This is a genomic window from Corynebacterium incognita (assembly GCF_014217255.1).
Taxonomy (GTDB): Bacteria; Actinomycetota; Actinomycetes; order Mycobacteriales; family Mycobacteriaceae; genus Corynebacterium; species Corynebacterium incognitum.
The window spans coordinates 498,341-519,755 of sequence record NZ_CP059404.1; the positions used below are offsets into that span (position 1 = coordinate 498,341).

The 21,415-nt window shown below is 65.2% G+C and carries 19 protein-coding genes, 1 other RNA gene and 1 pseudogene; 10 read left to right on the plus strand and 11 right to left on the minus strand.

All coding sequences use genetic code 11. The features are described 5' to 3' along the window. The first annotated feature begins 101 nt into the window (after positions 1–101). From glnA to H0194_RS02375, 8 genes and pseudogenes are all read left to right on the plus strand, one after another. Entirely contained in the window at positions 102–1,538 is a 1,437-nt protein-coding gene (gene glnA / locus H0194_RS02345) for a type I glutamate--ammonia ligase (RefSeq protein WP_185176274.1), read from the plus strand. Positions 1,539–1,809: 271 nt separating this feature from the next. Beyond that, positions 1,810–1,917, plus strand: a pseudogene (locus tag H0194_RS11125) (Abi family protein); the annotation flags it as partial. Between the two features lie 53 nt (positions 1,918–1,970). Beyond that, positions 1,971–2,204, plus strand: coding sequence for a hypothetical protein (locus tag H0194_RS10920; protein WP_246389014.1), 234 nt, complete (start codon positions 1,971–1,973; stop codon positions 2,202–2,204). A gap of 135 nt (positions 2,205–2,339) precedes the next feature. After that, positions 2,340–2,720 (plus strand): hypothetical protein, encoded by a 381-nt coding sequence (locus H0194_RS02355; protein ID WP_185176276.1) that lies wholly within the window; start codon positions 2,340–2,342, stop codon positions 2,718–2,720. A gap of 154 nt (positions 2,721–2,874) precedes the next feature. Then, the gene (locus H0194_RS02360; protein ID WP_185176277.1) at positions 2,875–4,428 is read left to right on the plus strand and encodes an FMN-binding glutamate synthase family protein; all 1,554 of its coding nucleotides are present in this window, start codon (positions 2,875–2,877) and stop codon (positions 4,426–4,428) included. A 3-nt stretch (positions 4,429–4,431) separates the two neighbouring features. Beyond that, a complete protein-coding gene (locus H0194_RS02365; protein WP_185176278.1) occupies positions 4,432–4,860 on the plus strand; it encodes a pyrimidine dimer DNA glycosylase/endonuclease V in 429 nt (142 codons plus the stop codon). Continuing rightward, a complete protein-coding gene (locus H0194_RS02370) occupies positions 4,845–5,198 on the plus strand; it encodes a hypothetical protein (protein ID WP_185176279.1) in 354 nt (117 codons plus the stop codon). The genes H0194_RS02365 and H0194_RS02370 overlap by 16 nt, the downstream gene beginning before the upstream one ends. 92 nt (positions 5,199–5,290) lie before the next feature. Next, positions 5,291–6,265 (plus strand): PDDEXK family nuclease, encoded by a 975-nt coding sequence (locus H0194_RS02375; RefSeq protein WP_185176280.1) that lies wholly within the window; start codon positions 5,291–5,293, stop codon positions 6,263–6,265. 124 nt (positions 6,266–6,389) lie between these two features. On the opposite strand, the gene H0194_RS02380 is transcribed toward H0194_RS02375, so the two are convergent. The 7 genes from H0194_RS02380 to H0194_RS02410 are packed head-to-tail and all read right to left on the minus strand — an operon-like array spanning position 6,390 to position 14,708. Continuing rightward, a complete protein-coding gene (locus H0194_RS02380; RefSeq protein ID WP_185176281.1) occupies positions 6,390–6,920 on the minus strand; it encodes an NUDIX hydrolase in 531 nt (176 codons plus the stop codon). Positions 6,921–6,930: 10 nt separating this feature from the next. After that, complete coding sequence (thrC, locus tag H0194_RS02385; protein WP_185176282.1) at positions 6,931–8,376, minus strand: threonine synthase; 1,446 nt, start codon at positions 8,374–8,376, stop codon at positions 6,931–6,933. A 36-nt stretch (positions 8,377–8,412) separates the two neighbouring features. Next, positions 8,413–9,183, minus strand: a complete 771-nt coding sequence (locus H0194_RS02390; RefSeq protein ID WP_185176283.1) for an AAA family ATPase — start codon at positions 9,181–9,183, stop codon at positions 8,413–8,415. A 6-nt stretch (positions 9,184–9,189) separates the two neighbouring features. Further along, entirely contained in the window at positions 9,190–9,627 is a 438-nt protein-coding gene (locus tag H0194_RS02395) for a hypothetical protein (protein WP_185176284.1), read from the minus strand. Between the two features lie 12 nt (positions 9,628–9,639). Next, on the minus strand, positions 9,640–10,173 hold the full coding sequence (locus tag H0194_RS02400) for a hypothetical protein (protein WP_185176285.1): 534 nt from the start codon (positions 10,171–10,173) through the stop codon (positions 9,640–9,642). 59 nt (positions 10,174–10,232) lie between these two features. Then, positions 10,233–13,337, minus strand: a complete 3,105-nt coding sequence (locus H0194_RS02405) for a bifunctional [glutamine synthetase] adenylyltransferase/[glutamine synthetase]-adenylyl-L-tyrosine phosphorylase (protein WP_185176286.1) — start codon at positions 13,335–13,337, stop codon at positions 10,233–10,235. A gap of 33 nt (positions 13,338–13,370) precedes the next feature. Then, positions 13,371–14,708 (minus strand): glutamine synthetase family protein, encoded by a 1,338-nt coding sequence (locus H0194_RS02410; RefSeq protein ID WP_185176287.1) that lies wholly within the window; start codon positions 14,706–14,708, stop codon positions 13,371–13,373. Positions 14,709–14,790: 82 nt separating this feature from the next. Here H0194_RS02410 and H0194_RS02415 point away from each other — a divergent pair, with 82 nt between their 5' ends. Next, positions 14,791–16,557, plus strand: coding sequence for a CYTH and CHAD domain-containing protein (locus H0194_RS02415; RefSeq protein WP_185176288.1), 1,767 nt, complete (start codon positions 14,791–14,793; stop codon positions 16,555–16,557). A 23-nt stretch (positions 16,558–16,580) separates the two neighbouring features. Here H0194_RS02415 and H0194_RS02420 read toward each other — a convergent pair whose 3' ends face one another. Further along, positions 16,581–16,799 (minus strand): hypothetical protein, encoded by a 219-nt coding sequence (locus H0194_RS02420; RefSeq protein ID WP_246389016.1) that lies wholly within the window; start codon positions 16,797–16,799, stop codon positions 16,581–16,583. A 200-nt stretch (positions 16,800–16,999) separates the two neighbouring features. On the opposite strand from H0194_RS02420, the gene H0194_RS02425 reads away from it, so the two are divergent. Beyond that, positions 17,000–18,316: a galactokinase family protein gene (locus H0194_RS02425; protein ID WP_185176289.1), complete on the plus strand. Its 1,317-nt coding sequence runs from the start codon at positions 17,000–17,002 to the stop codon at positions 18,314–18,316. Here H0194_RS02425 and H0194_RS02430 read toward each other — a convergent pair. From H0194_RS02430 to H0194_RS02440, 3 genes are all read right to left on the minus strand, one after another. After that, positions 18,313–19,722: an RNB domain-containing ribonuclease gene (locus H0194_RS02430; protein WP_185176290.1), complete on the minus strand. Its 1,410-nt coding sequence runs from the start codon at positions 19,720–19,722 to the stop codon at positions 18,313–18,315. The genes H0194_RS02425 and H0194_RS02430 overlap by 4 nt on opposite strands. A 71-nt stretch (positions 19,723–19,793) precedes the next feature. Beyond that, positions 19,794–20,198: RNase P RNA component class A (gene rnpB / locus H0194_RS02435), an RNA gene on the minus strand. A 14-nt stretch (positions 20,199–20,212) separates the two neighbouring features. Beyond that, a complete protein-coding gene (locus tag H0194_RS02440; RefSeq protein ID WP_246389017.1) occupies positions 20,213–21,388 on the minus strand; it encodes a bifunctional RNase H/acid phosphatase in 1,176 nt (391 codons plus the stop codon). Between the last annotated feature and the right edge of the window lie 27 nt (positions 21,389–21,415).

A 21,415-nucleotide genomic window follows, 5' to 3' on the forward strand; every position in this document is an offset into this window, starting at 1 on the left:
CACACCAAAACTTGAGGGACTACCCCAACCACAACCCGCAACCTTGTAGGCTAGGAGGGGTAAAACCGACTGGCAACACAAACCTAGAGGAGATACTTCCCGTGGCCTTCGAGACCGTGCAGGACATCGTCAAGTTCATTAAGGACGAAGATGTCCAGTTCGTTGACGTGCGTTTTACCGACGTACCCGGCACCGAACATCACATTTCCATCCCCGCATCGCAGTTCAACGAAGAAACTGCTGAAGAAGGCTTCGCCTTCGACGGTTCCTCCATCCGCGGGTTCACCACCATCGAAGAATCCGACATGATGCTGCTGCCGGATCCGAAGACCGCCATGCTGGACCCGTTCCGCACGGCCAAGACGCTGAACATCAAGTTCTTCGTCCACGATCCGTTCACCCGCGAGCCGTTTAGCCGCGACCCCCGCAACATCGCCCGCAAGGCTGAGGAATACTTGGCGTCGACAGGCGTTGCAGACACCTGCTTCTTCGGTGCTGAGGCCGAGTTCTACCTCTTCGACTCCGTGCGCTACGAGGCCGGCCTGAACTCCTCCTTCTACCACGTGGACTCCGACGAGGGCTGGTGGAACCGCGGCAAGGAAACCGACCTGGACGGCGGCCTCAACCGCGGCTACAAGAACCGCGTCAAGGGCGGCTACTTCCCCACCGCACCGCACGACCAGACGGTGGAGGTCCGCGACCAGATGGCGCTCAACCTCGCTGAGGCTGGCTTTGAGCTGGAACGCTTCCACCACGAGTGCGGCACCGGCGGCCAGCAGGAGATCAACTACCGCTTCAATACCCTGCTGCACGCGGCGGACGACATCCAGACCTTCAAGTACATCGTGAAGCAGACGGCCTTCCTCAACGGCAAGACCGCCACCTTCATGCCTAAGCCGCTTGCTGGTGAGGCTGGCTCCGGCATGCACGCCCACCAGTCGCTGTGGAAGGACGGCACGCCGCTGTTCCACGACGAGGAGGGTTACGCGGGCCTGTCTGACATCGCCCGCTACTACATCGGCGGCATCCTGCAGCACGCCGGCGCGGTGCTGGCGTTTACCAACCCGACGCTGAACTCCTACCACCGTCTGGTGCCGGGCTACGAGGCCCCGATCAACCTGGTCTACTCGCAGCGCAACCGCTCCGCCGCAGTGCGCATCCCGATCACCGGTTCCAACCCGAAGGCCAAGCGCATTGAGTTCCGCGCCCCGGATGCCTCTGGTAACCCGTACCTAGGCTTCGCCGCGATGATGCTGGCTGGCCTGGACGGCGTGAAGAACCGCATTGAGCCGCACGCCCCGGTGGACAAGGACCTCTACGAGCTCCCGCCGGAGGAGGCCAAGTCCATCCCGACGGCCCCGACCTCCCTGGAGGCTTCCCTCAACGCGCTGGAGTCCGACATGGACTTCCTCACCGAGGGCGACGTGTTCACCGAGGACCTCATCGACTCCTACATCAAGCTCAAGTACGACCGCGAAATCGAGCCCCAGCGCGTGCGCCCGACGCCGCTGGAGTTTGAGTTGTACTACGACTGCTAGTCGCTAGAAGTCAAGCAACCCCTCGACGATTCCCCTGTGACGTCGAGGGGTTTTGCCTTCGCGCACTCCCACACGACTCTCACTTTCGGGCGGTCAAAAGTAGCCCGCGCCGGCTCTGAATTACTGCGAATCACGCATTTCACATTGCGCAAGTTGGGTTTTATTAGGACTTAACAGATACCCCCTCCGAGCTTCTCGTCAGTTCAGCGCAAGATGTGAGGGGCGCTTTGCTATTGTCAAGCAAGTACCGGTTTGGGCAGCGGTTGAAGTTGTGTCTTTTGGCACGTTGTCCAAAGCCATCGCCTATCGCAATGACGGAGGCAAAGTCTATAAGAACGCCTGTGACCTCGTAGGGGTAAAACAGACGCACCTCGCGGGGCACCTCAAATCTTTTACTTTTCTCCGAAACAGATGCACTCATCACTCCAGAATGTGGAACCTGTTTATCCAAGATCAGGCATCGATACCACCGAATATCAAGAAAGGGCCACAAAGCAGTGTGGGCAGTACGACGGTAACTCGGTGCTGGTGGCTATTGCGGCCCTCGATGACTTTCTGTTCAAAACGGGTTTGCACGAGGGCTTTCTTGATGAGTGTTTAGGTCTCATCGCCGAAACACCTGGCTATTTTGAAGGTATCGCGCGCCCAAGGGCTTCCTCAAGTTAGCAGCCTGGTCACGGGCATTCCGCACTGCTCCCTGCTTGTTACTCAACTTCGCCAACGATGTCGAGGTGAATCGTGGCCGTGTCTGGTGACGTGGGCCTCCATTCCGTCCCTTTACACTGTGCCATACTTTCCTTCATGGACGACTCTTACCTGCCTCCTTCCGATTCTCCATCTTCCCCTTCCCACCACCCCTGGACCCCACGCCACGAGTGGACGGCCGCGCACGCGACGGGCGATGTGGTGTACCGGGTGGTGCTGGCGAGCCCGCGTTGGTCGGCGCGGCTGTGGTCGGCGTTGCGGGCGGCGCACCCGACGGACGGGGACGTGGTGTCGTTGGGCGGGGCGTATATCGGGGCGTCGGAAAGCGGGGAGATTGAGGTAGTCAGCGCCGGCGAGGACGCCCTGGAATCGCTGGACTACGCCATCAACGACGTACTGGTGGGCCCCCTGGAACCGGGGCATGACCTGCGGGTGCGGGACGAGGAGATCGCGCCGCTGAACCTACCCCCGAATTAGCCCCTGTGCCCACTAAAGGGACAGGTCTACATGTGTGTTGAGGGGTGGAATTAGCTTTATCGGCAGCGAGTTCGTCCAAGTTGAACAATCTGTCCTACCATAGTGCGAGACATTCCCCCCATTCTCACCCGAAACAAGGACACTGACGATACTCATGGGACAAAGCTCTAAGGGCTCTAGCAGCTCGAAGATCTTCAAGTACGTTGCTGGCGCCGCGGCCGCCGGCCTGAGCGGGCTCACCGCCTACGACCTCACCCAGAAGAAGCACTCCATCCTGCGTAGCTACCCCGTCGTGGGCCGTGCCCGCTACATGATGGAGCACGCCCGCCCGATGATTCAGCAGTACTTCATCGAGCCGGATTATGACGGCCGCCCGTTTGACCGCGAGACCCGCTCCGCGATCTACGAGAACGCGAAGGACCTGGACTCCGTCGCGGGCTTCGGTACGGAGCGCCAGCTCGAGGAGATTGGCCACGAGACGCTGGTGAACTCCTTCGCGCCTGTCGACGCACCCAAGATCGCCCCGCGCGTGCGCGTCGGCGGCCCGCACTGCACGCAACCTTATGACTTGTCGCTGCTTAACGTGTCCGCGATGAGCTACGGTTCCCTGTCCGCCAACGCCGTGCTGGCCATGAACAAGGGCTCCGCCAAGGGCGGCTTCGCACACAACACCGGCGAGGGCGGACTCACCGAGTACCACCTCAAGTACGACGCCGACCTCATCTGGGAGATTGGCTCCGGCTACTTCGGCGCCCGTACCGAGGACGGCCGCTTGGACCGCGAGCTGTTCGCGGAGAAGGCGCAGCACCCCAACGTCAAGATGGTGGCCATCAAGATGTCCCAGGGCGCAAAGCCGGGCGTGGGCGGCCACCTGCCCAAGGAAAAGATCACCCAGGAAATCGCGGACATCCGTGGCATCCCGCAGGACGTGGACTGCATCTCGCCGTCCTACCACAAGGAATTCTCCACCCCGGAGGAACTCGTGCGCTTCTGCGCGGAGCTGCGTGAGCTCTCCGGCGGCAAGCCGGTGGGCATCAAGTTCTGCGTGGGCGACCGCGTGGACGTGCTGGCTATCTGCAAGGCCATGGTCGAGCTTAACGACGGCCCCGACTTCATCGACGTCGACGGCGGCGAGGGCGGCACCGGCGCGGCGAACCGCGACTTCACGGACTACGTGGGCCTCCCGCTGACCGAGGGCTTGCTCACCGTGCACAACGCGTTGAAGGGCGCGGGCCTGCGCGACCAGGTCGTGGTCACCGCGGCCGGCAAGATTGCCCGCGGCAAGGACATCGTGGCCCGCCTCATCCAGGGCGCGGACGCGACGATGTCTGCCCGCGCGATGATGATGGCCGTCGGCTGCATCCAGGCGCAGGTGTGCCACACGGGCGAGTGCCCGGTGGGCGTCGCGACGCAAAACCCGCGCTTCACCCGCTCCCTGGACGTGGCGGACAAGGGCGACCGCGTGTACTACTACCAGAAGAACACGGTGCGCTCGGCGCTGGCGCTCATGGCGTCGATGGGCGTGACGGACCCGAAGGACCTCACCCCAGACATGCTGCGCCGCCGCGTCTCGACGTCCGAGAACCCGTCATATGCGGAGATGTACCAGTGGCTGGACGACGGCGCGCTTCTCGACGGCACCGCGCCGCAAGAGTGGCGTGCTGACTGGGAGCGCGCGGACTCCTCCCGCTTCGGCCGCGCGAAGTAGGCCGTGCGAATCTGGTCGCTACATCCCCGCCTGCTGGACCGCTACGCGCTGGTCGCGGGCTGGCGGGAGACGCTGCTCGCGCAGAAGGTGCTGCGTGGGCTCACCAAGGGCTATACGCAGCACCCGCAGCTCGAGCGTTTCCGCGCCACAGAGGACCCGGTGGCGGCGGTGGGCTGCTACTTGACGGGGCTAGCGGATGAGGCAGACCGGCGAGGCTATGCCTTCAACCGCTCGCTGATTGTGGACGCGAACTTTCCGGGGACGCTGCCGGTGACTACTGGGCAGTTGGCCTTCGAGCTTGAGCACCTGCGCGCCAAGTCTGCGGCCCGGACGCCGGAGTGGTGCGCGGAACACCTGGGCGTCGATAAGCCTGCTGCGCACCCTCTGTTTGCGGTGGTTGATGGGGAGATTGAGCCGTGGGAACGCCCCTAACGCTCGTGTCGGTGGACCGCGCGGACGTGGCGGCGGTGCGTGACGTGCTGGCGCCGCTGCCCCGCGAAGGAATCTATGTGCGCGGGGCGACGCTGTTGCTGGAAACTTCCTATGTGGGCGCGGGCGCGGCGGACTTCTACGCGACGGCGTGGCGCTGGTCAGCGGCGGACGCAGAGTTGTTGTTTGCGCTGTGTACGCGGGGGCGGCTGGTGCTGACGTGGGAGTCGACGGTCCTGCTGTGCGGCGTGGAGGCCGACTTGTCGGACACCTATGGTTCGACTGCGGTGCGCTGCGATTCGGTTCCCGCGCTGCGCGAATTTTTGGCGGCTGTGGAATAACCCGGCTTCCGTGGCGACCGGCGGGTGCGGTTGTCCACAGGCGCGGTGCTTGTGTCTGTTGCGCGGCGCGGGAGCTGGCTAGCGTGCGGGGTATGAAGACCTATCTTGATGCCTTAAAAACAACGTCTGCAGGCCTTATTACCTTGGCCAACAATACTCACATTCCTCACCTTCGAGTCCATGTTAGCCGCTATACGGAACAGGGAGACCTATTCAAGCTGTTCCCCGGAGTCTTTATCCGAACCTCGGACATACCGCCGCAGCCGTGGGAAAGATACCGGCTATTAGCGCTCGGGCTGGGACTTCGCCCAGGACGAATCCTTGGCGGCTTCGCTGCGGCCGTGGCATGGGGACTGTGGCTGGTTCACTACTCCCACATCCCCGTTGAGTCCTATACGCGAGCACGTGGAGGTCGTCATAAGCCCCTGCCGAATGAGAAGGCTCTCAATGGTGCACTACTGGAGCACCACACCTGTGATGTTGGGGAAGCGACGGCCACCACGATCCCACGGACCCTGCTAGATATTTACCGCTACTACGGGTTTCTTCCGACTTTCGTGGCCGCGAGCGGAGCCTTTAAGCAGGGAAAATGTACGCCCTCGGACGCGTTGCAGGTATTCGCTGAAGCCCGCGAACTGAAGCTTCGGCGCATCAAGGGCTTCGATTCACTGGTGTGCCAGGTGCCATTGTGTTTGGACTCCGCGCTGGAGGCAATCTTCTTGGCACAAGTGCTGGTGCAGGGCAGTTTTGTGGTGGAGCCGCAGGCAGTTGTCGAGGTGGGCGGGATGCGGTACCGCGTGGACTTCTTGGTCCGGGATGCTGGGTTGGCTATTGAACTGGATGGTCGCGCAAAATACGGGGAGAAGGGGCCTGAACAGTTTTATAACTTGGAGGCCGAGAAGATGCGCGCGGATGCATTGCAGAACAGCGCGGGTTTGACGGTCTTGCGCTTTGGGTATCGCGAGGTGATGAGTCTCCAGGCGCTTTCCACGGTCATGCACGCGCTGGGTTGCGACGCTCCCCTCGCGGCGGAGCTCAAAGAGTTGTTCAACCCCGAAAATCGCTAATGGCATAAAAGGCTACAAATCACGCACTTTGCTTAGTGTTTTTCTGTAAGCACAGTGCATCATTAGCAACTTTTTACATCATTAAGCGGATTGGAAGCGCAGCGCGCTAGCCGCGCTAGCCGCGCTAGCCGCGCTTGCCAAAGCCCATGCGCGGCTTGAAACCCGCGGGATGCTTCATCTGCGCGATGGCATCAGCGATGAGAACGCGGTGGCGCGGGGCCAGGCTGGTGGGCAGCTGCGAGACGTTGAACCACGCGACGTCGGTGTTCTCGTCGTCGCTAAGGCGCGGCTCAGCGTCCGCATCCACGCTCAGGCGCAGTGCGGTGTCCATGAACATGCACTGGTCCCCGTTATCAAACACCACTGGTCCGACCTTGCCCACGCCGAGCAGCGCCTCGCAGTGCGCCTTGAGTCCAATTTCTTCTTCCACCTCGCGCACCGCAGTGACCTGCACGTCTTCGTGGGGTTCGCAGATGCCAGACACCGGCGCCCAGTTGCCGTTGTCCGCGCGGCGGGCCAGCAGCGTACTCGGCACCTCAAATACCGGGGCACCCGCAGGGACGTCGCGGACAATCACGCAGGTCACCGCGGGGAGGAACAGCTCGTCGTGGCCAATCTTTTCGCGCAGTTTCAGTATGTATTCCGGGGTAGACATGGTGTTCAGTCTAGGCGCTATGTTCAATCGAGCGGACGATGAAGTCCTTGACCACCGCGGCGTCGTTGGGCAGGTCCGTGACAAAGCGGCCACCGTCCATGACGTCGGCAAACCGGGGCGGCACGGGCGGTTCCTGGCCGATGGCCTCGCGGATCGTCTCCGCGAACTTGACCGGCAGCGCGGTTTCCAGGCACACGATCTCCGAGCGCACGCCCTCCTCCTGCGCCATGCGCGCCACCTTGATGCCGTCCGCGGTATGCGGATCAACCAAGTAACCATAGCGCTCGTACACGTCCTTGATGGTGGCCAGGCGATCCGCGTGCGTAGAGGAACCAGATACAAAGCCGTAGCGCTGCGCTGCCGCGTCCACCGCGTCCTGCTCCACCGAGAAGCCGCCGGCGCGGACCTTCTCGCCGAACAGCTCCCCTACCAATGAAGCGTCGCGGCCCAGCAGGTCAAAAGCGAAGCGCTCGAAGTTGGAGGCGCGGGAGATGTCCATGGATGGAGAAGACGTCTTGAAGGTCTCCGCCGCCGGGCGCGGCCGGTAGTTGCCGGTGCGGAAGAACTCGTCCAGCACGTCGTTTTCGTTTGTGGCCAGCACCAAGCGGTCAATGGGCAGGCCCATCTGCCGGGCGATGTGGCCGGCGCAGATGTCACCGAAATTTCCGGTGGGCACCGCGAAGGATACGGGCTGCGCCGCCCCCAGCTTGTCCGTCACGCGGATCCACAGCGCCACGTAGTAGACCACCTGCGCCAGCAGTCGGGCCCAGTTGATGGAGTTGACCGCACCGATGCGGTGGGTGGCCTTGAAATCAGCATCACCGGAGACCGCCTTCACCACGTCCTGGCAGTCGTCGAACACGCCGTCCAGCGCGATGTTGAAGATGTTTGGGTCGTCCAGCCCGAACATCTGCGCCTGCTGGAACGGGGTCATGCGCCCAGCCGGGGTCAGCATGAACACGCGCACGCCCGCGCGTCCGCGCATCGCGAATTCCGCGGAGGACCCCGTGTCGCCTGACGTGGCGCCCAGGATGTTCAGGGATTCCCCGCGTCGGCCCAGCTCGTATTCAAACAGCTCACCTAGAAGCTGCATGGCCATATCTTTGAAGGCAGCGGTGGGGCCTTCGGAGAGGTGGCCGACCCAGAGGGCGTCGCCAAGCTGGGTGGCGGGCACGATCTCGGGTGAGGAGAACGTGGGGTGGGTATATGCACGCGCGGTGATGGCCTCGAGGTCCGCGGCGGGGATGTCATCGATGTAAAGCTTGAGCACCTCGGCCGCCAGGGCAGCGTAGCCGCGTTCGTGGAGCAGCTCGCGCCACGTCTCCAAGACTTCCGCGTCCAGCTGGGGGTATTCGACGGGAACGTAGAGGCCGCCGTCGGGGGCGAGTCCGCCCAAGAGGATGTCGGTGAACTTCGCGGGAGTGGCCTGGGGATCGCGGGTCGAGATGTAGTCCATCACCACATCTTATACCGGTGCACGCAAAGTATCAGGTCAATCCCCAAGGTATTCCACGTCCGGGGCGGTCACATACTTCACAACGCCGCTCGGGTCCGCCAGGAACTCACGCGTCGCGCGCACGGCCTCGGTGTCCTCGAACGCGATGGGCACGATGCCGTCGTCCCCCACCTCCAGGATCGTCGCGCGCGGGATGCCCAGCAAGATCGGCGAATGGGTGGCGATGAAGAACTGCCCGCCGCGGGTCACGGCCTGATCTATCTCCGCGAGCAGCGCCATCTGGCGGATGACGGAGAGGCCGGATTCGGGCTCGTCGAAGAAGTAGATCCCGGCGCCGTCAACGTGTTCGGCGAGGATGTCCATCACGGACTCTCCGTGAGAGCGGTGCTGCAGGTGGTGGGACGGCGGCAGCCGGTTGAAACCCGCCTGAGCCTTGGGGCTCACCATGCGGCCCACGAGTTCCGAGTGCGTGTCCGCACGTAGAAAGAACCCACGCAGCGGCGGGCGCACCGGGTACACCGGCCGCAGCACCGTGCGCTTGTGCAGGCTCGACTGCAGGCCGGACAATCCCGCGGGTCCGTCCGCCAGCGGGCCGCCAGCATCGGGGAAGCCCGCACTAATAGCCAGGGCCTCCAGCAGCGTGGACTTCCCGGCACCGTTAGGTCCCACAAAAACGGTCACCGGGGTGCGGAACTCCAAGAGCCCCCGCGCGCGGAGGTGGCACACGGCGGGCAGAGAAAAAGAAAAGTCTTCCTCCGCGCGCTCCCCTGGCTTGAGGTCTCGGATGCGGGCGGAGGAATAGAACATGGCTTTTTATTTGGTGTCGGTTTGCAAAAAGGGCACATCGATGATGCCCAGATCATAGGCTTTGAGTACCGCGTCAGCTTCGGCGTTGGTGAGCTCACCGTTGGCCACCTGTTTGGCTAAGACGTCCGCGAGCAGCTCGCGTAGCGCCGTGCGGTCATCGCTGTTGACCGCCTCGGGCGGGAGGTCTTTCGTGGGGATGCCCAGAGAATTAGCCAGGTCGATGAGTTTGGAGCCGGCGGATTTCTCCGGGGCGTCGGGCGCCTGGGCCTCCCCCGGATAGGCACCCGTGCCGATGGCGTCGCCCACGGTGCGCTGGTTTTCCAGGTCAGGTGGCATACGGTCAATCGCCATGCCACCAGCCACTCCGATGAGCACGACTCCAGCTGCGATCATTCCGTACGGCAGGCGCGTGGCGTCGCGTTTATCGCTCGTACGGGAAGGCATGGAAATAGATTATCACTGCTCTTGGTCGCGGTCGTCCTGGGTATCGGGGGTTTCTGGTTCGTCGGCGGCGTCGTCGAAGTTGGTGGCCTTCAGCCGCTCGTCAAAGTTGCTGGCATCGAAGTCCCGGAAGGCGGAATGGTGACCGTGCTTGCTTGCCGACGCCGCGTTGTCCAGGTCCGTGCGCAACTCGCGCACGAACTCGCGGCCGACGTCGGAGAGACGGCTCAGCTCGTCAGAGAGCCGGCTGGTGGATTCTGTGACGCCGAAGGAATCAAACAGCCCTCGCAGTGGCGACGATAGCGGGGACGACGGGGTGTCCATGAACTCCTCCGGCATCACGAAGTCCTCGTCCGCACCGGTGTCATAGAGCCACGGGTTTTCCGCGATGTGGTCCTCGGCGGTGGTGGAGATCGTGACGGTCAGTCGGCCGTCACGGATGGTGAGTTCCTCGTGGGGGTCCGCGCCGTTTTCCTGGGCGTCGTTCATGAAGATGGCGAGGTCGGCGAAGGTAGCGGTGTTCAGGTCGATGGACATCTCGTAGGACATGGTGGACTCCTTCAAGCAGCTGGTGCGGCGGTCCCCACCCAGTCTAGGGAAAAGCCGCGTTAGTGGGCGTGCTCGAAGCTTTCGGCCTCGCCCCAGAACACCTCGTCCACCACCCGGCGCGCCAGGCGTGTGGTCTTGAGGTACGCATCGAGAAACTCCTGGTTGTCCTCCGGCGGCCAGCCCGCCGCGCCTGCCACCTGCGCGAGCTGCGGTCCCGGTTGCGGGAGCTGGTCCGTGCGCTTGCCGCGCACGAGCACTAGGGCGTTGCGGGCGTTGGTGGCAAACAGCCACGCCTCACGCAGCGTGCGCACCTTGTCCGGCGCAATGATCTCCTTGTCTTCGATCACGTCCAGCGCCTCCAGCGTGGAGGTGTTGTGCAGTTCCTCGTGTTCGTGGGCGTGCATCATGGTGAGCAGCTGCACGGTCCACTCGATGTCCGTGAGCGCGCCGCGTCCGAGTTTGGTGTGGGTGTTGCGGTCCGCGCCACGGGGCAGGCGCTCGTTATCCACGCGGGCTTTCATGCGACGGATCTCGCGAATCAGGGATTCGCTGGCGCCGTCTTCCGGGTAGCGGAACGGGTCAATGGCGTGCAGGAATGCACGTCCGACCTCGACGTCGCCGCCGACGAAGGTGGCGCGCAGCAGCGCCTGCACTTCCCACGGCTCGCCCCAACGGGAGTAGTAGCGCTCATAGGACGCGACGGTGCGCACGACGGCGCCGGAGCGGCCTTCGGGGCGCAGCCCCAGGTCGACTTCCAAGGGCGGGTCGCCGGACGGCTTAGACAGCCGCGAGCGCATGGAGTCCACGATGCCCGCGGCCCACTTGATGGCCGCGTTGTCATCAAAACCGTCCAGCCCGGTGGGCTCGGCTACGAACATGACGTCGGCGTCCGAGCCGTAGCCGAGCTCCATGCCGCCAAGCCGGCCCATTCCGATGACGGCGATGCGGGCCGGCGGCGTGTCGACGCCCGCGTCCAGCAGCCAGGCGCGCACCTCGGCGCGGAGGCTGGCCTCTAGCACCGCGTTCCACAGCAGGGACAGCTCGCGGCAGACCTGGCTGACCGGCATGAAGCCCAGCAGGTCGGCGGCGGCGATGCGCGCCAGCTCCACCCGACGGAGGGAGCGCGCGATGGCCACGGCCTTGTCCGGGTCCTTGTGCCGCTTGGACGAGTTGACCAGCGCCTGGTTGGCCTGGTGTGGGGCAGTTTCCATGAACTTCGGGCGCAGCGCGCCGTCGGAGAGCAGCTTCACCACGTCCGGCGCGGCGATGATGAGCTCGGAGGTATAGGGCGAATTGCCCAGGATGATCATGAGGCGCTGGCCGACCACGCCTTCGTCGCGAAGCATGCGCAGGAACCAACTGCGGTCGTATGCGGCCTCGGAGAGCTTGCGGTAGTTGAGCAGGCCGGCGTCCGGGTCGGCGGTGCCCGCCAGCCACTCCATGAGGGTGGGCAGCAAGATGGCCTGGATGCGGGCCTTACGGGAAGTGCCGGCGGCCAGCGCGGTGAGGTGCTCGAAGGCGCGGGACGGGTCGCCGTAGCCGAGCGCGGCCAGCTGCAGCTTGGCGGCCTCCGGGGAGAGCTTGAGCTCGTAGGCGGACATGGAGGCCACGGAGTTGAGCAGCGGGCGGTAGAACAGGCGCGAGTGCAGCTCGGAGATGCGCACGCGCACAGTCTTGAGCTCCGCCAGCATGAGCTGGGCGGCGGAGGCCGAGTTGGTGGACGCGAAGCCGGAGATGCGGGCCAACCAGCGCAGGCCGTCCTCGTCGTCGTCGGCGGGCATGAGGTGGGTGCGGCGGAAGCGCTCGAGCTGCAGGCGGTGCTCGAGCAGGCGCAGGAATTCGTAGGCGTCGATGAGCTGGTGGCCGTCCTCGCGGCCCACGTAGCCTTCCTGCACGAGCCGGTCCAGGGCCTCCACCGTGGAAAGCACGCGGAGGGATTCGTGCGAGCGGCCGTGGACCAGCTGGAGCAACTGGACGGCGAATTCGACGTCGCGCAGCCCGCCCACGCCGAGTTTGAGCTCGCGGTGCTTGAGCTCCTTGGGCACGTTGTCCAGCACCCGGCGGCGCATGGCCTGGACGTCCTCCACGAACGAGTCACGCTCGCTAGCGGACCACACCATGGAGCCGATTGCGTCCAGGTAGTCCTGGCCCAGCGGCACGTAGCCGGTCTGCGGGCGCGCCTTGAGCAGCGCCTGGAACTCCCAGGTCTCGGCCCAGCGTTTGTAGTACTTGATGTGGGATTCCAGGGTGCGGACGAGGGCGCCGGATTTGCCCTCGGGCCGGAGGTTGGCGTCCACTTCGAAAAAGCAAGCGGTGCCGATGCGGTTGAACTCCGCGGCCACGCGGGTGGCGGCGGAGCTGGCGTCCTCGGCCACGAAGATGACGTCCACGTCCGAAATGTAATTCAGCTCCTCGGCGCCGCACTTACCCATGGCGATGACGGTCAGTCGGGCGTCGATAGGCTCGGTGCCGTAGACCTTGCCGTTGGCGAGGGCGAGCGCGGCGGTGAGCGCGGCGTCGGCTAGCGCGCTGGTGAGCTTGGTCACCTGCGTGAGCGACAGGCGCGGCTGGGTGGCGCTCAGTCCCTTGCGGGAGATGAAGGTGCCGGCTAGGTCGTGGGCAGCCACGCGCATGATCAGCGTGCGGTAAGTCATGCGCAGGGTTTTCTTGGCCTCCGTCTCGTCCATCGTGGAGACGTAGGTGCCGGGAGTAGACAGGTCCGCGCGCGCGGTGTCTGCTGGCTTATCGACGTCCCCCTCCCCGGCGTCAGCGAACTCCGCCGGGTGGGCGTCGATGGCGCCCAACATCGCCTGGTGCATCTCCACCTCGTTGGGCAGCGGGCCCAACAACTCCTCCCACAGGTGCGGGTTCGCAGCCAGATGATCCCCCAGCGCCGTGGAGCCGCCGAGGAGTGAGAAGAAGCGGGCGCGGAAGCCCTGGTTGTTGCGGAGCTTCTCGTTGACCTGGGCGAAGCCCTCGCCGAGGCCCTCGCGGATGCGGTAGGTGGTGTTCAGCGCAAGGTTGGGATCGCCGGCGGCAGCCAGGCAGAACAAGACGTCGCGGTAGTCCGCGCTGGTCCAGCCCAGCGTCTCAAGATCCGCCGCGGCGTGCGGGCTGCTGAGCCCGAGGGTCGCCGGGGACGGGGTGGAGGAACGTCCGGCCATGAAAATCCAGCTCCTGTAGAAATCCGTGAAGGTCTAGTAGTCGATGTGGTAGCGCAGCTCGTAGGGGGTGATCTGCTCCTGGTAGGCGTGCCACTCGTCCCACTTGGCGCGCAGGAAGTACTCGAAAACGTGCTCGCCGAGGACATCCGCCATAAAATCGGAGCGCTCCAGCTCGCGCAGCGCCTGATCGAGCGAGGACGGCAAGTCCTTGTACCCCATGGCGCGGCGCTCGCGGCGGGTGAGCGAGTGAACGTCGTCCTCGGCGGGCTCGCCCAACTCGTATCCCTCGCGGATGCCCTTGAGCCCCGCGGCGAGCAGCACCGCGTAGCCCAGGTAGGGGTTCACGGCGGAGTCGATGTTGCGGATCTCGATCCGGCGGGATTCTTCCTTGTGCAGGCGGTAGGTGGGCACGCGTACCAGCGCGGAGCGGTTGGACACTCCCCACGTCACGGCGCCCGGGGCCTCGTTGCCAAACACCAAGCGCTTGTACGAGTTCACCCACTGGTTGGTGATCGCGGTGAGTTCCAGCGAGTGCTCCAGGATGCCCGCGATGAATTGCTTTGCAGTAGTGGACAGGGAGAACTCGTCGTCCGGGTCGTGAAAGGCGTTGGACTCCCCCTCGAACAGGGACATGTGGGTGTGCATGCCGGAACCGGAGTGCTCCTGGAAGGGCTTCGGCATGAACGTCGCGCGCACGCCCTGGTCCGCGGCGACCTTCTTGATCACGTAGCGGAAGGTCATGATGTTGTCCGCCATGTCCAACACGTCGCCGTGGCGCAGGTCAATTTCCTGCTGTCCCGGCGCGGTCTCATGGTGAGAGAACTCCGTGGCGATGCCTAGGGCCTCGAGGCTGCGCATGGCCTGGCGGCGAAAGCGCGGCGCCTCGTTGTAGGTGGCCTGGTCGAAGTAGCCGCCGTTGTCAGTGGCCACCAGTTTGTCGATGCCGCCACCGGCCTGAATGAGGTAGAACTCAATCTCCGGAGAGACCTTGCAGGTAAAGCCGTCCGCCGCGGCGGCGGTGACCTGGCGGCGCAGGACGTTGCGCGGATCCACCATAGACGGCTGGCCGTCCGGCATGGCGATGTCGCAGAACATCCGCGCGGACTGCAGGTCGGGCTCGTCGGCGTCGAAAGGCATGATCTGGAACGTGGACGGGTCCGGGAACGCGATGGTGTCGGACTCGGAGATGCGGCTGAAGCCCTCCACGGAGGAGCCGTCGAAGCCAACGCCCTCTTCAAAGGCCGATTCCAGCTCGGACGGGCTCATCACCACGGACTTAAGCGAGCCCATGATGTCGGTGAACCAGAGGCGGATGAACCGGATATCGCGGTCTTCCACGGTGCTGAGCACAAATTCGTGTTGGCTGTTCATACCTTCCAACCTTAGGGGAATTCAAAGCCAGGTAACATCGCGTTGAGTACCCGGTCTTTTTCTATAAGGAGCATTCACCGTCATGGCACTGAAGACTGCGTTGGAAATTGAAGCGAAATTCAGCGTGGCTGAAGATACCATCGTTCCCGACCTCACCTCCCTGGCCGCCGTCGAGGCGGTCACCACCATCCGCACTCACCAGCTCTCGGCCATCTACTACGACACCGAGGATCTGCGCCTGACGCGCAACAAGATCACCCTGCGCCGCCGCACGGGCGGCAAGGACGACGGCTGGCACATCAAGCTGCCGGGCACCCAGGGCCGCGTGGAGTTACACGCGGAGATGGGCGAGCCTGTCGACGGCCAGTACCAGGTCCCGGAGGAGTTGCTCTCCCAGGTCCGCGCCGTCGTGCGCAACCAGCCGCTCGTCCCGGTGGCGCAGGTGGACAACAACCGGATTGAAAGCGACTTCGCGAACGCCGCGGGCAAGCCGGTGTGTGAGTTCTGCGACGACCGCGTGACCGCGTGGTCCTTCCTGCCGGACGGCCAGCAGACCACCTGGCGCGAGTGGGAGGTGGAACTGGCCGGTGAGTACAACGGCTCCGAGGAGGGCAACGTGGTGCTGCGCGCGGCGACGTCGCTGTTGATTGGCGCGGGCGCGCGCCTGTCCTCGTCGCCGTCCAAGCTGGCGCAGGCGCTCGGCGACTCGGCGCAGTCCGCGCCGCTGCCATCATCACTACAGGTGGCACAGGTGGACGAGGACTCCCCCGCCGCGGCGGTCATCACGGCTTTGAGCGCGAACCGGGACAAGCTCGTGGAATACGATCCGAAGGTGCGCCGCGACGAATGGGATTCGGTGCACCAGATGCGCGTGGCTACCCGCGAGCTGCGCAGCCACATGCAGACGTTCCGCGGCGTCATCGGCGGCGAGGACATCGACCACATCGAGTCCGAGCTCAAGCTGCTGGCCGGCATGCTGGGCAAGGCGCGCGACGCGGAGGTCGTGGAGGAACGTTGGCAGTCCCTGCTCGCCGCGGAGGATTCCGGGGTGCTGGATGAGGAGACCCGCCAGCACATCGCCACGGACATGGGCGACGAGTACCGCCGCGCGCACCGCCACGTGGTGGCCGCGCTGAACTCCGAGCGCTACCTGGAGCTGCTGGAGTCCCTGGACCGCGTGCTGGTCAACCCGCCCGTGATGCAGAAGGACGCCGAGCTGCCGCAGCCCCTCGACGCCCCAGAGACGGACGCCGCCGAAACCTCTTCCGACTACGAGCCGAAGCACGCCGTCGTCGCCGAGGCGGGCGTCGCGGACGAAGCGGGCATCACGGATGAGCCGGAGACCGAGGCAGCAGCCAAGGACGACAAGAAGCCCGAGGCGAAGCCAGAGCCAGAGGCGGACATGGAGACCGTGCTGGCGCAGCACCTCAATGAGGCCTACACCAAGCTGCTCAAGCGCCACGAGAAGGCGGTGAAGAACTGGGACAACGAGGAGCTCACGCTGCACGAGCGCGAGGAGTACTATCACGACATGCGCAAGGCGGCGAAGAAGCTGCGCTACGCTGCGGAGGCCGTGGGCTCGGCCACGAAGCTCAAGACCAAGCGCCTCTACGCCGCGTGCAAACAGCTGCAGTCCACGCTGGGCGACTTCCAGGACTCCGTCACCTCGCGCGACAAGCTGCTAGAGCTCACCGAGCAGGCACGCCGCCGCGGCGAGGACACCTTCGGCTACGGCCTGCTGTACCAGCGCGAGCGCCAGATTGGCCTGCAGGCGCTGGAGGACTACAACGAGGACGTCAAGGCTATTAAGTCGGCGTTCAAGCCGCTGAAGAAGAAGCTGAAGAAGTAATCAACGGCGCGCATCGGCGCGCACTACCTCTCCCAGGAGGCCGGCTCACCCCAGTTGTCGTCGGCCTCCTCTTCTGCTTCCGCGGCCTTATTGCGCTGCTGCGCGATGTCGATGGCGTTGCGCGCCTCGGCCTCGGAATCGTACGGGCCCATGCGGTCATCCCACGAACCCTCTTTGCCCTGGGTAACCTCGCCGGTAGAGGGGTTGTAGTACCACTTTTGATCGTCGTTCATCGCGTTCATGGTCGTGACTCCTTAAGACTGTCGGTTCAGGGATATGGGTTATATTGGTCGATGTTGCGTTCCGCGGGCCATCGCTGGGCGCGGCTCGTGTTCACCAACCCGTGTTGTCCTAGGGTACTTAAAAAACCGGGTCGCCTAGCCCCGCCGCCCGCTGTTGCCTCACCGCCGCACCTACATACATTGAAGGAGACTGGTCACACATGCCTTTGTGGCACACCGCGCAAGAATCGGCCGCCCAGCGCGTCACCCGCGCCCACGAGGAGGACACCGGCACCGCGCCGGCGCACGTGGCCAGCGCCCCTGCCACCTGGCCGCTCATCGGTGAGCACGTGGATCACTTCGGCGGCCTGACCCTAGTGGGGCTCAGCGATCTGCGCGCGGCGGCCGCGGTGAGCCCACGTCAAGATGACGTGATTTCCATCGTCTGCCACCAGCAGCGCGTGGATCCTAGTGGCAAGGACGTCGAGCCGGAGGTCACCCACGGCAGCTCCTCGCTGGAGGAGGCCGCACAGCTGGCCGCCGCGCAGCAGCCGGAGCTGGATGACAACGGCCAGACCATCACCCCGCCGGATCCCACCGGCGGCATCGTGCAACGCCTGGCGGGCATGGTGTACTCGATGGTCAACCGCCAGCTGCTCTCCCGGGACACCGCGGGCCTGGATATCACGGTAGTCACGGACATCCCGGACGATGCCGGCCTGGGCAACGCCGCGGCCGTCGACACCGCGGTGGCGCTGGCGCTGCTGGGCGATTCGCCGGAGCTTTCCGACGCCCCGCTGCGCGCCCGCCTCGCCGACATTTGTGCGTCCTCAGCCGAGACCTTCTCCGAGTTTCCGGCCCTGCGCACCCGCTACTCCGCCGCCCTGCGCGGCGACGGCCAGAACATCACCGTGGTGGACTACGCAGACAATTCGGTCACTCACGCCCCGCACCCGCTGACCGACGAGCTCGCAGCGTTCGTGGTGGTGCCGCCGCCTAGCTCCGGAGACGCCTCCGCCGTCGCGCAGCGCCTGGAGGCCGCCCGCGATATCCGCCGCCGCCAGCGCTTTGTCAGCCAGGCCTGCCACGCGTTCGGCGCGGAATCTCTGCGCCTGCTCCCCGATGCCCCGCAGCGCGTGGTCGAGTGGCTCGAAGCCGTGCACCGCGTCCACGGCACCGAGGGCACCCCACGCACCGACGAGGCCGCGAGCTGGCTGAACTTCTACGAGGCCGAGACCGAGCGCGCCGAGTCCTTTGCCAAGGCCCTGCGCTCGCGCCGCGGCGCGGATCTCTTCCCGCTGCTCGCCGCCTCGCAGCGCAGCGTGGACGTGGATTACCAGCTAGGCGGCACCGAGGAGTTAGCGCAGCTGCTGACTCTGCGCGGCGCCGTAGCGGCCCGCGCGCTCACCGCAGGGACGTCAGCAGCCGTGGTGGCCTACGTCCCCGCGGCCAAGGCTCCCAACTTCGCCGCCGACGCCGCGGAGGACGGCTTCACCGTCGTCGCGCTCACAGCCGGAACCCCGGCGGGCCTGGATTAATCCGCCGGCCAGGCGAACAGGACGTCGCGGGCCTGGGTGTCCGCCTTGACCAAGGACACGCTCTCCTCCCCGCCCTGCTGCGGAGCGCCCACGCAATTGGCGAGCACGGGCGGCTCGGGCACGAAGATGCGGGCCTTGTGCTTCTCCGCATCGCTGGTGAGGATCGTGGCGTGGAAGTTCTCCCCCACCCACGGCTGCAGCACGGTGGCCTCGGTGAGGTTCAGGCAGGCCTTGTCCACGGTGGACGCCAGCTGGGTGGTGCGCCGCATGGATTCCAGCACGGCGTCGATACGCTCGAGCACCCATTGCGGCGGTTCCTGGTCGTTGGCCAGCGCCAGGCACACCTCGGTGGCGAAGCGGTCCACAAGCCGACGCAGCGGCGCGGTGACGTGGGCGTAGTAGCCGCCGATGCCCGCGTGCACGGCCTCCTCCTCGCTGCCCACGCGCGCGTAGTCCGCGCCGCGCAGCAAGTGTAGGGTCTCGCGCATGAGTGCCATGCCGCGCGGGGTGTCCGCGTCCACGCTCATGAGAAATTCGCCGATGGAGCGCCCGCCGATCTCAAAGCCCAGCGCCTGCGCCTCCGCGCGGAACTGGGACTCGGTCTCCTCGCTGGCCGGGCGCAGGGTACGCAACAGGCCTGCGCCGCGGGACTGCATGAGCTGGCCCGCACACATGCCGGTGAGCAGTGAGATCTCCGAGTTGTAGTCCATGACCTCGTGGCGGGGCTCGATGATGAGCTCGTAACCGCCTTGGTCGGATTCCACCACGCGCTGCGACGGCAGGCGCACGTTGACGGCCTGGCGGCGCAGGGCGGATTCCTGGCGTAGCTTGCCCACCTCGGGCAGCAGCGCGATAGACGGATGGACGGCACCGCGCTCGAGGTCGGCCTGCACGCCGTCGTAATCCAGGCGCGCCCGGGAGCGCACCAGCGCGCGCTCGACGTGGAAGTCTTCCACCTCGCCGACACCGTCGAGGTGGAAGGTCCACAACACACATGGCCTGTCCACGTCCGGGAGCAGCGAGCCCTTGCCCTCGGAGATCTCCGGCGGGTGCAGGCGCGCGGGCTCGTCGGGCAGGTAGATGGTCTGGCCGCGGCGCAGGGATTCCTCCTCCAGCGCGGAGCCCGGCGCGACGAACGCCGCGACGTCGGCGATGGCGTAGACCACCGTGTACCCGGCGGGGCCTTCCGCGCCGCCCGTGGCCTCGATGTAGACCGCCTGGTCAAGGTCCTTTGAGCCCACCGGGTCGATGGTGACCAGGGGGATATCGCGGGCGTCGCGACGCGCATCGGCGTATCGATCCTCCGCCCGCGCTGCTTCCTCGCGCAGGGCCGGGTCAAAATCCGTAGGCACCTGGTACTCGGTGGCGATGTCGCGGAAGTTCAGTGGGGCCGCAAAGAGTTTCATAACCGCCCATTGTGCCAAAGGTGGCGCCATTGCCGCGGCCATGGGCGGGGCCACCAGCGGATAAGTTTATGTGAGCGAGCCAGCCTATAAGCCGGATTCTGTGCCTTATTCAAGGCGGTGATCATCCATCTGGGTCGACCATTGCTGGCCGCCTCAAGCAGCTACCTTCGGACTCGGGCGAGCAGCCCTCAACCATCCGATCGGGTCTGGTGAAACACCAGGCCGTGATGCCTTGCTCCCAGTGGGGTTTACCTAGCCGGGCCAGTCACCTGATCCGCTGGTGCGCTCTTACCGCACCCTTTCACCCTTACCCCGCACCATGGCGTGGCGGTTTACTTTCTGTTGCACTGTGCCCGCGGGTTGCCCCGGGTTGCCGTTAGCAACCACCGTGCTCTGTGGAGTCCGGACTTTCCTCGGCGCTCACCTGCCGCCATGTCAGGCGGTGGTTTGTTTGCCGCGATCACCCGGCTGGCTCGTTCAGCGAATTATTCTAGCTCAACCCGGCCAGATGACCGCAATCGTTGAAGGACGTCACGGTGCCGCCGGGCTGGCCGGTGTTCCCGCCGTCAAAGAAGTCCACGGTGCTCAGCGACGCCGGGGACAAGAACATGCGGTGGAATACCGTGGGCCCGGCGTCGAGCCCCTGACGCAGGAAGGATTTGATGGGGTTGACGTGGGTGACCACCAGGACGGTCTTCCCAGCGAAGTCGCGCTGTAGCTGCTGGCGCGCGGCGCGGACGCGGCGGTGCAGGGTCTGCAGGGATTCCCCGCCGGGCGGGGTGGCGGCGTTGTCGGTGAGCCAGCGCTCGTGCAGCTCAGGGTCGCGGGCGTGCGCCTCGGCAAAGGTCTTGCCGTCCCAGGCGCCGAAGTCAACTTCGATGAGCTCGGGCACCTCGCGCACCTCCAGCTCACCGGGCAGGACCTTGGCCACGACGGCCGCGGTCTCCTTACAGCGGCGCAGCGGGGAGCTAACGATGGCGTCGACGCGCAGCACGCCCCGCTCCACGCGGTGCGCGAGCTCCTGGGCCGCGGCCGCTGCTTGGCGACGCCCCGTCTCATCCAGCGCCGGGTCCGCGTGCCCGGCGTACTGCTTGGCGCGGGTCATCTCGGTCTGGCCGTGGCGTAGGAGCACGAAGCTGGTCACCTCGCCGCGGTCGAAGGAGAAGTCCCCCGCCGTCACCGGAGCCTCTGGGGTCTCCGGCGCGGGTTCTGGCTCAGCGCCGCCGACGATGCCCTCCGGATGCCCGCTCGCGGCGGCGTCCATGGCGTCGTTGCTCAGCGCGTCGGCCACTTTGTTTTTCGCGCGCGGGACCCATTCGAGGCTGAAGGAGTCGAAATCGTTGATAATGCGGCGGGCCTCAAGAGCCAGTTTCTGCATGTCCGGGTGCTTGATTTTCCACCGGCCGTTGACCTGCTCCACCACGAGCTTGGAGTCCATGTAGAACTCCACCTCTGCGGCCCCCAGCTCGCGGGCGGCCTCCAGCCCGCGCAACAGTCCGTGGTACTCGGCCACGTTGTTGGTGTGCTTCGTGCCCACAACGTAGACGATTTCCTTGAGGATCGTCTGCCCGTCGCCGGAGTAGACCACCGTGCCGGAACCGGCCACACCGGGGTTACCGCGAGAACCGCCGTCGGCGTAAATATTGACCTTTGACACCTGCGCCACGCGCGTCACCTGTACTTTCTTTGTGAG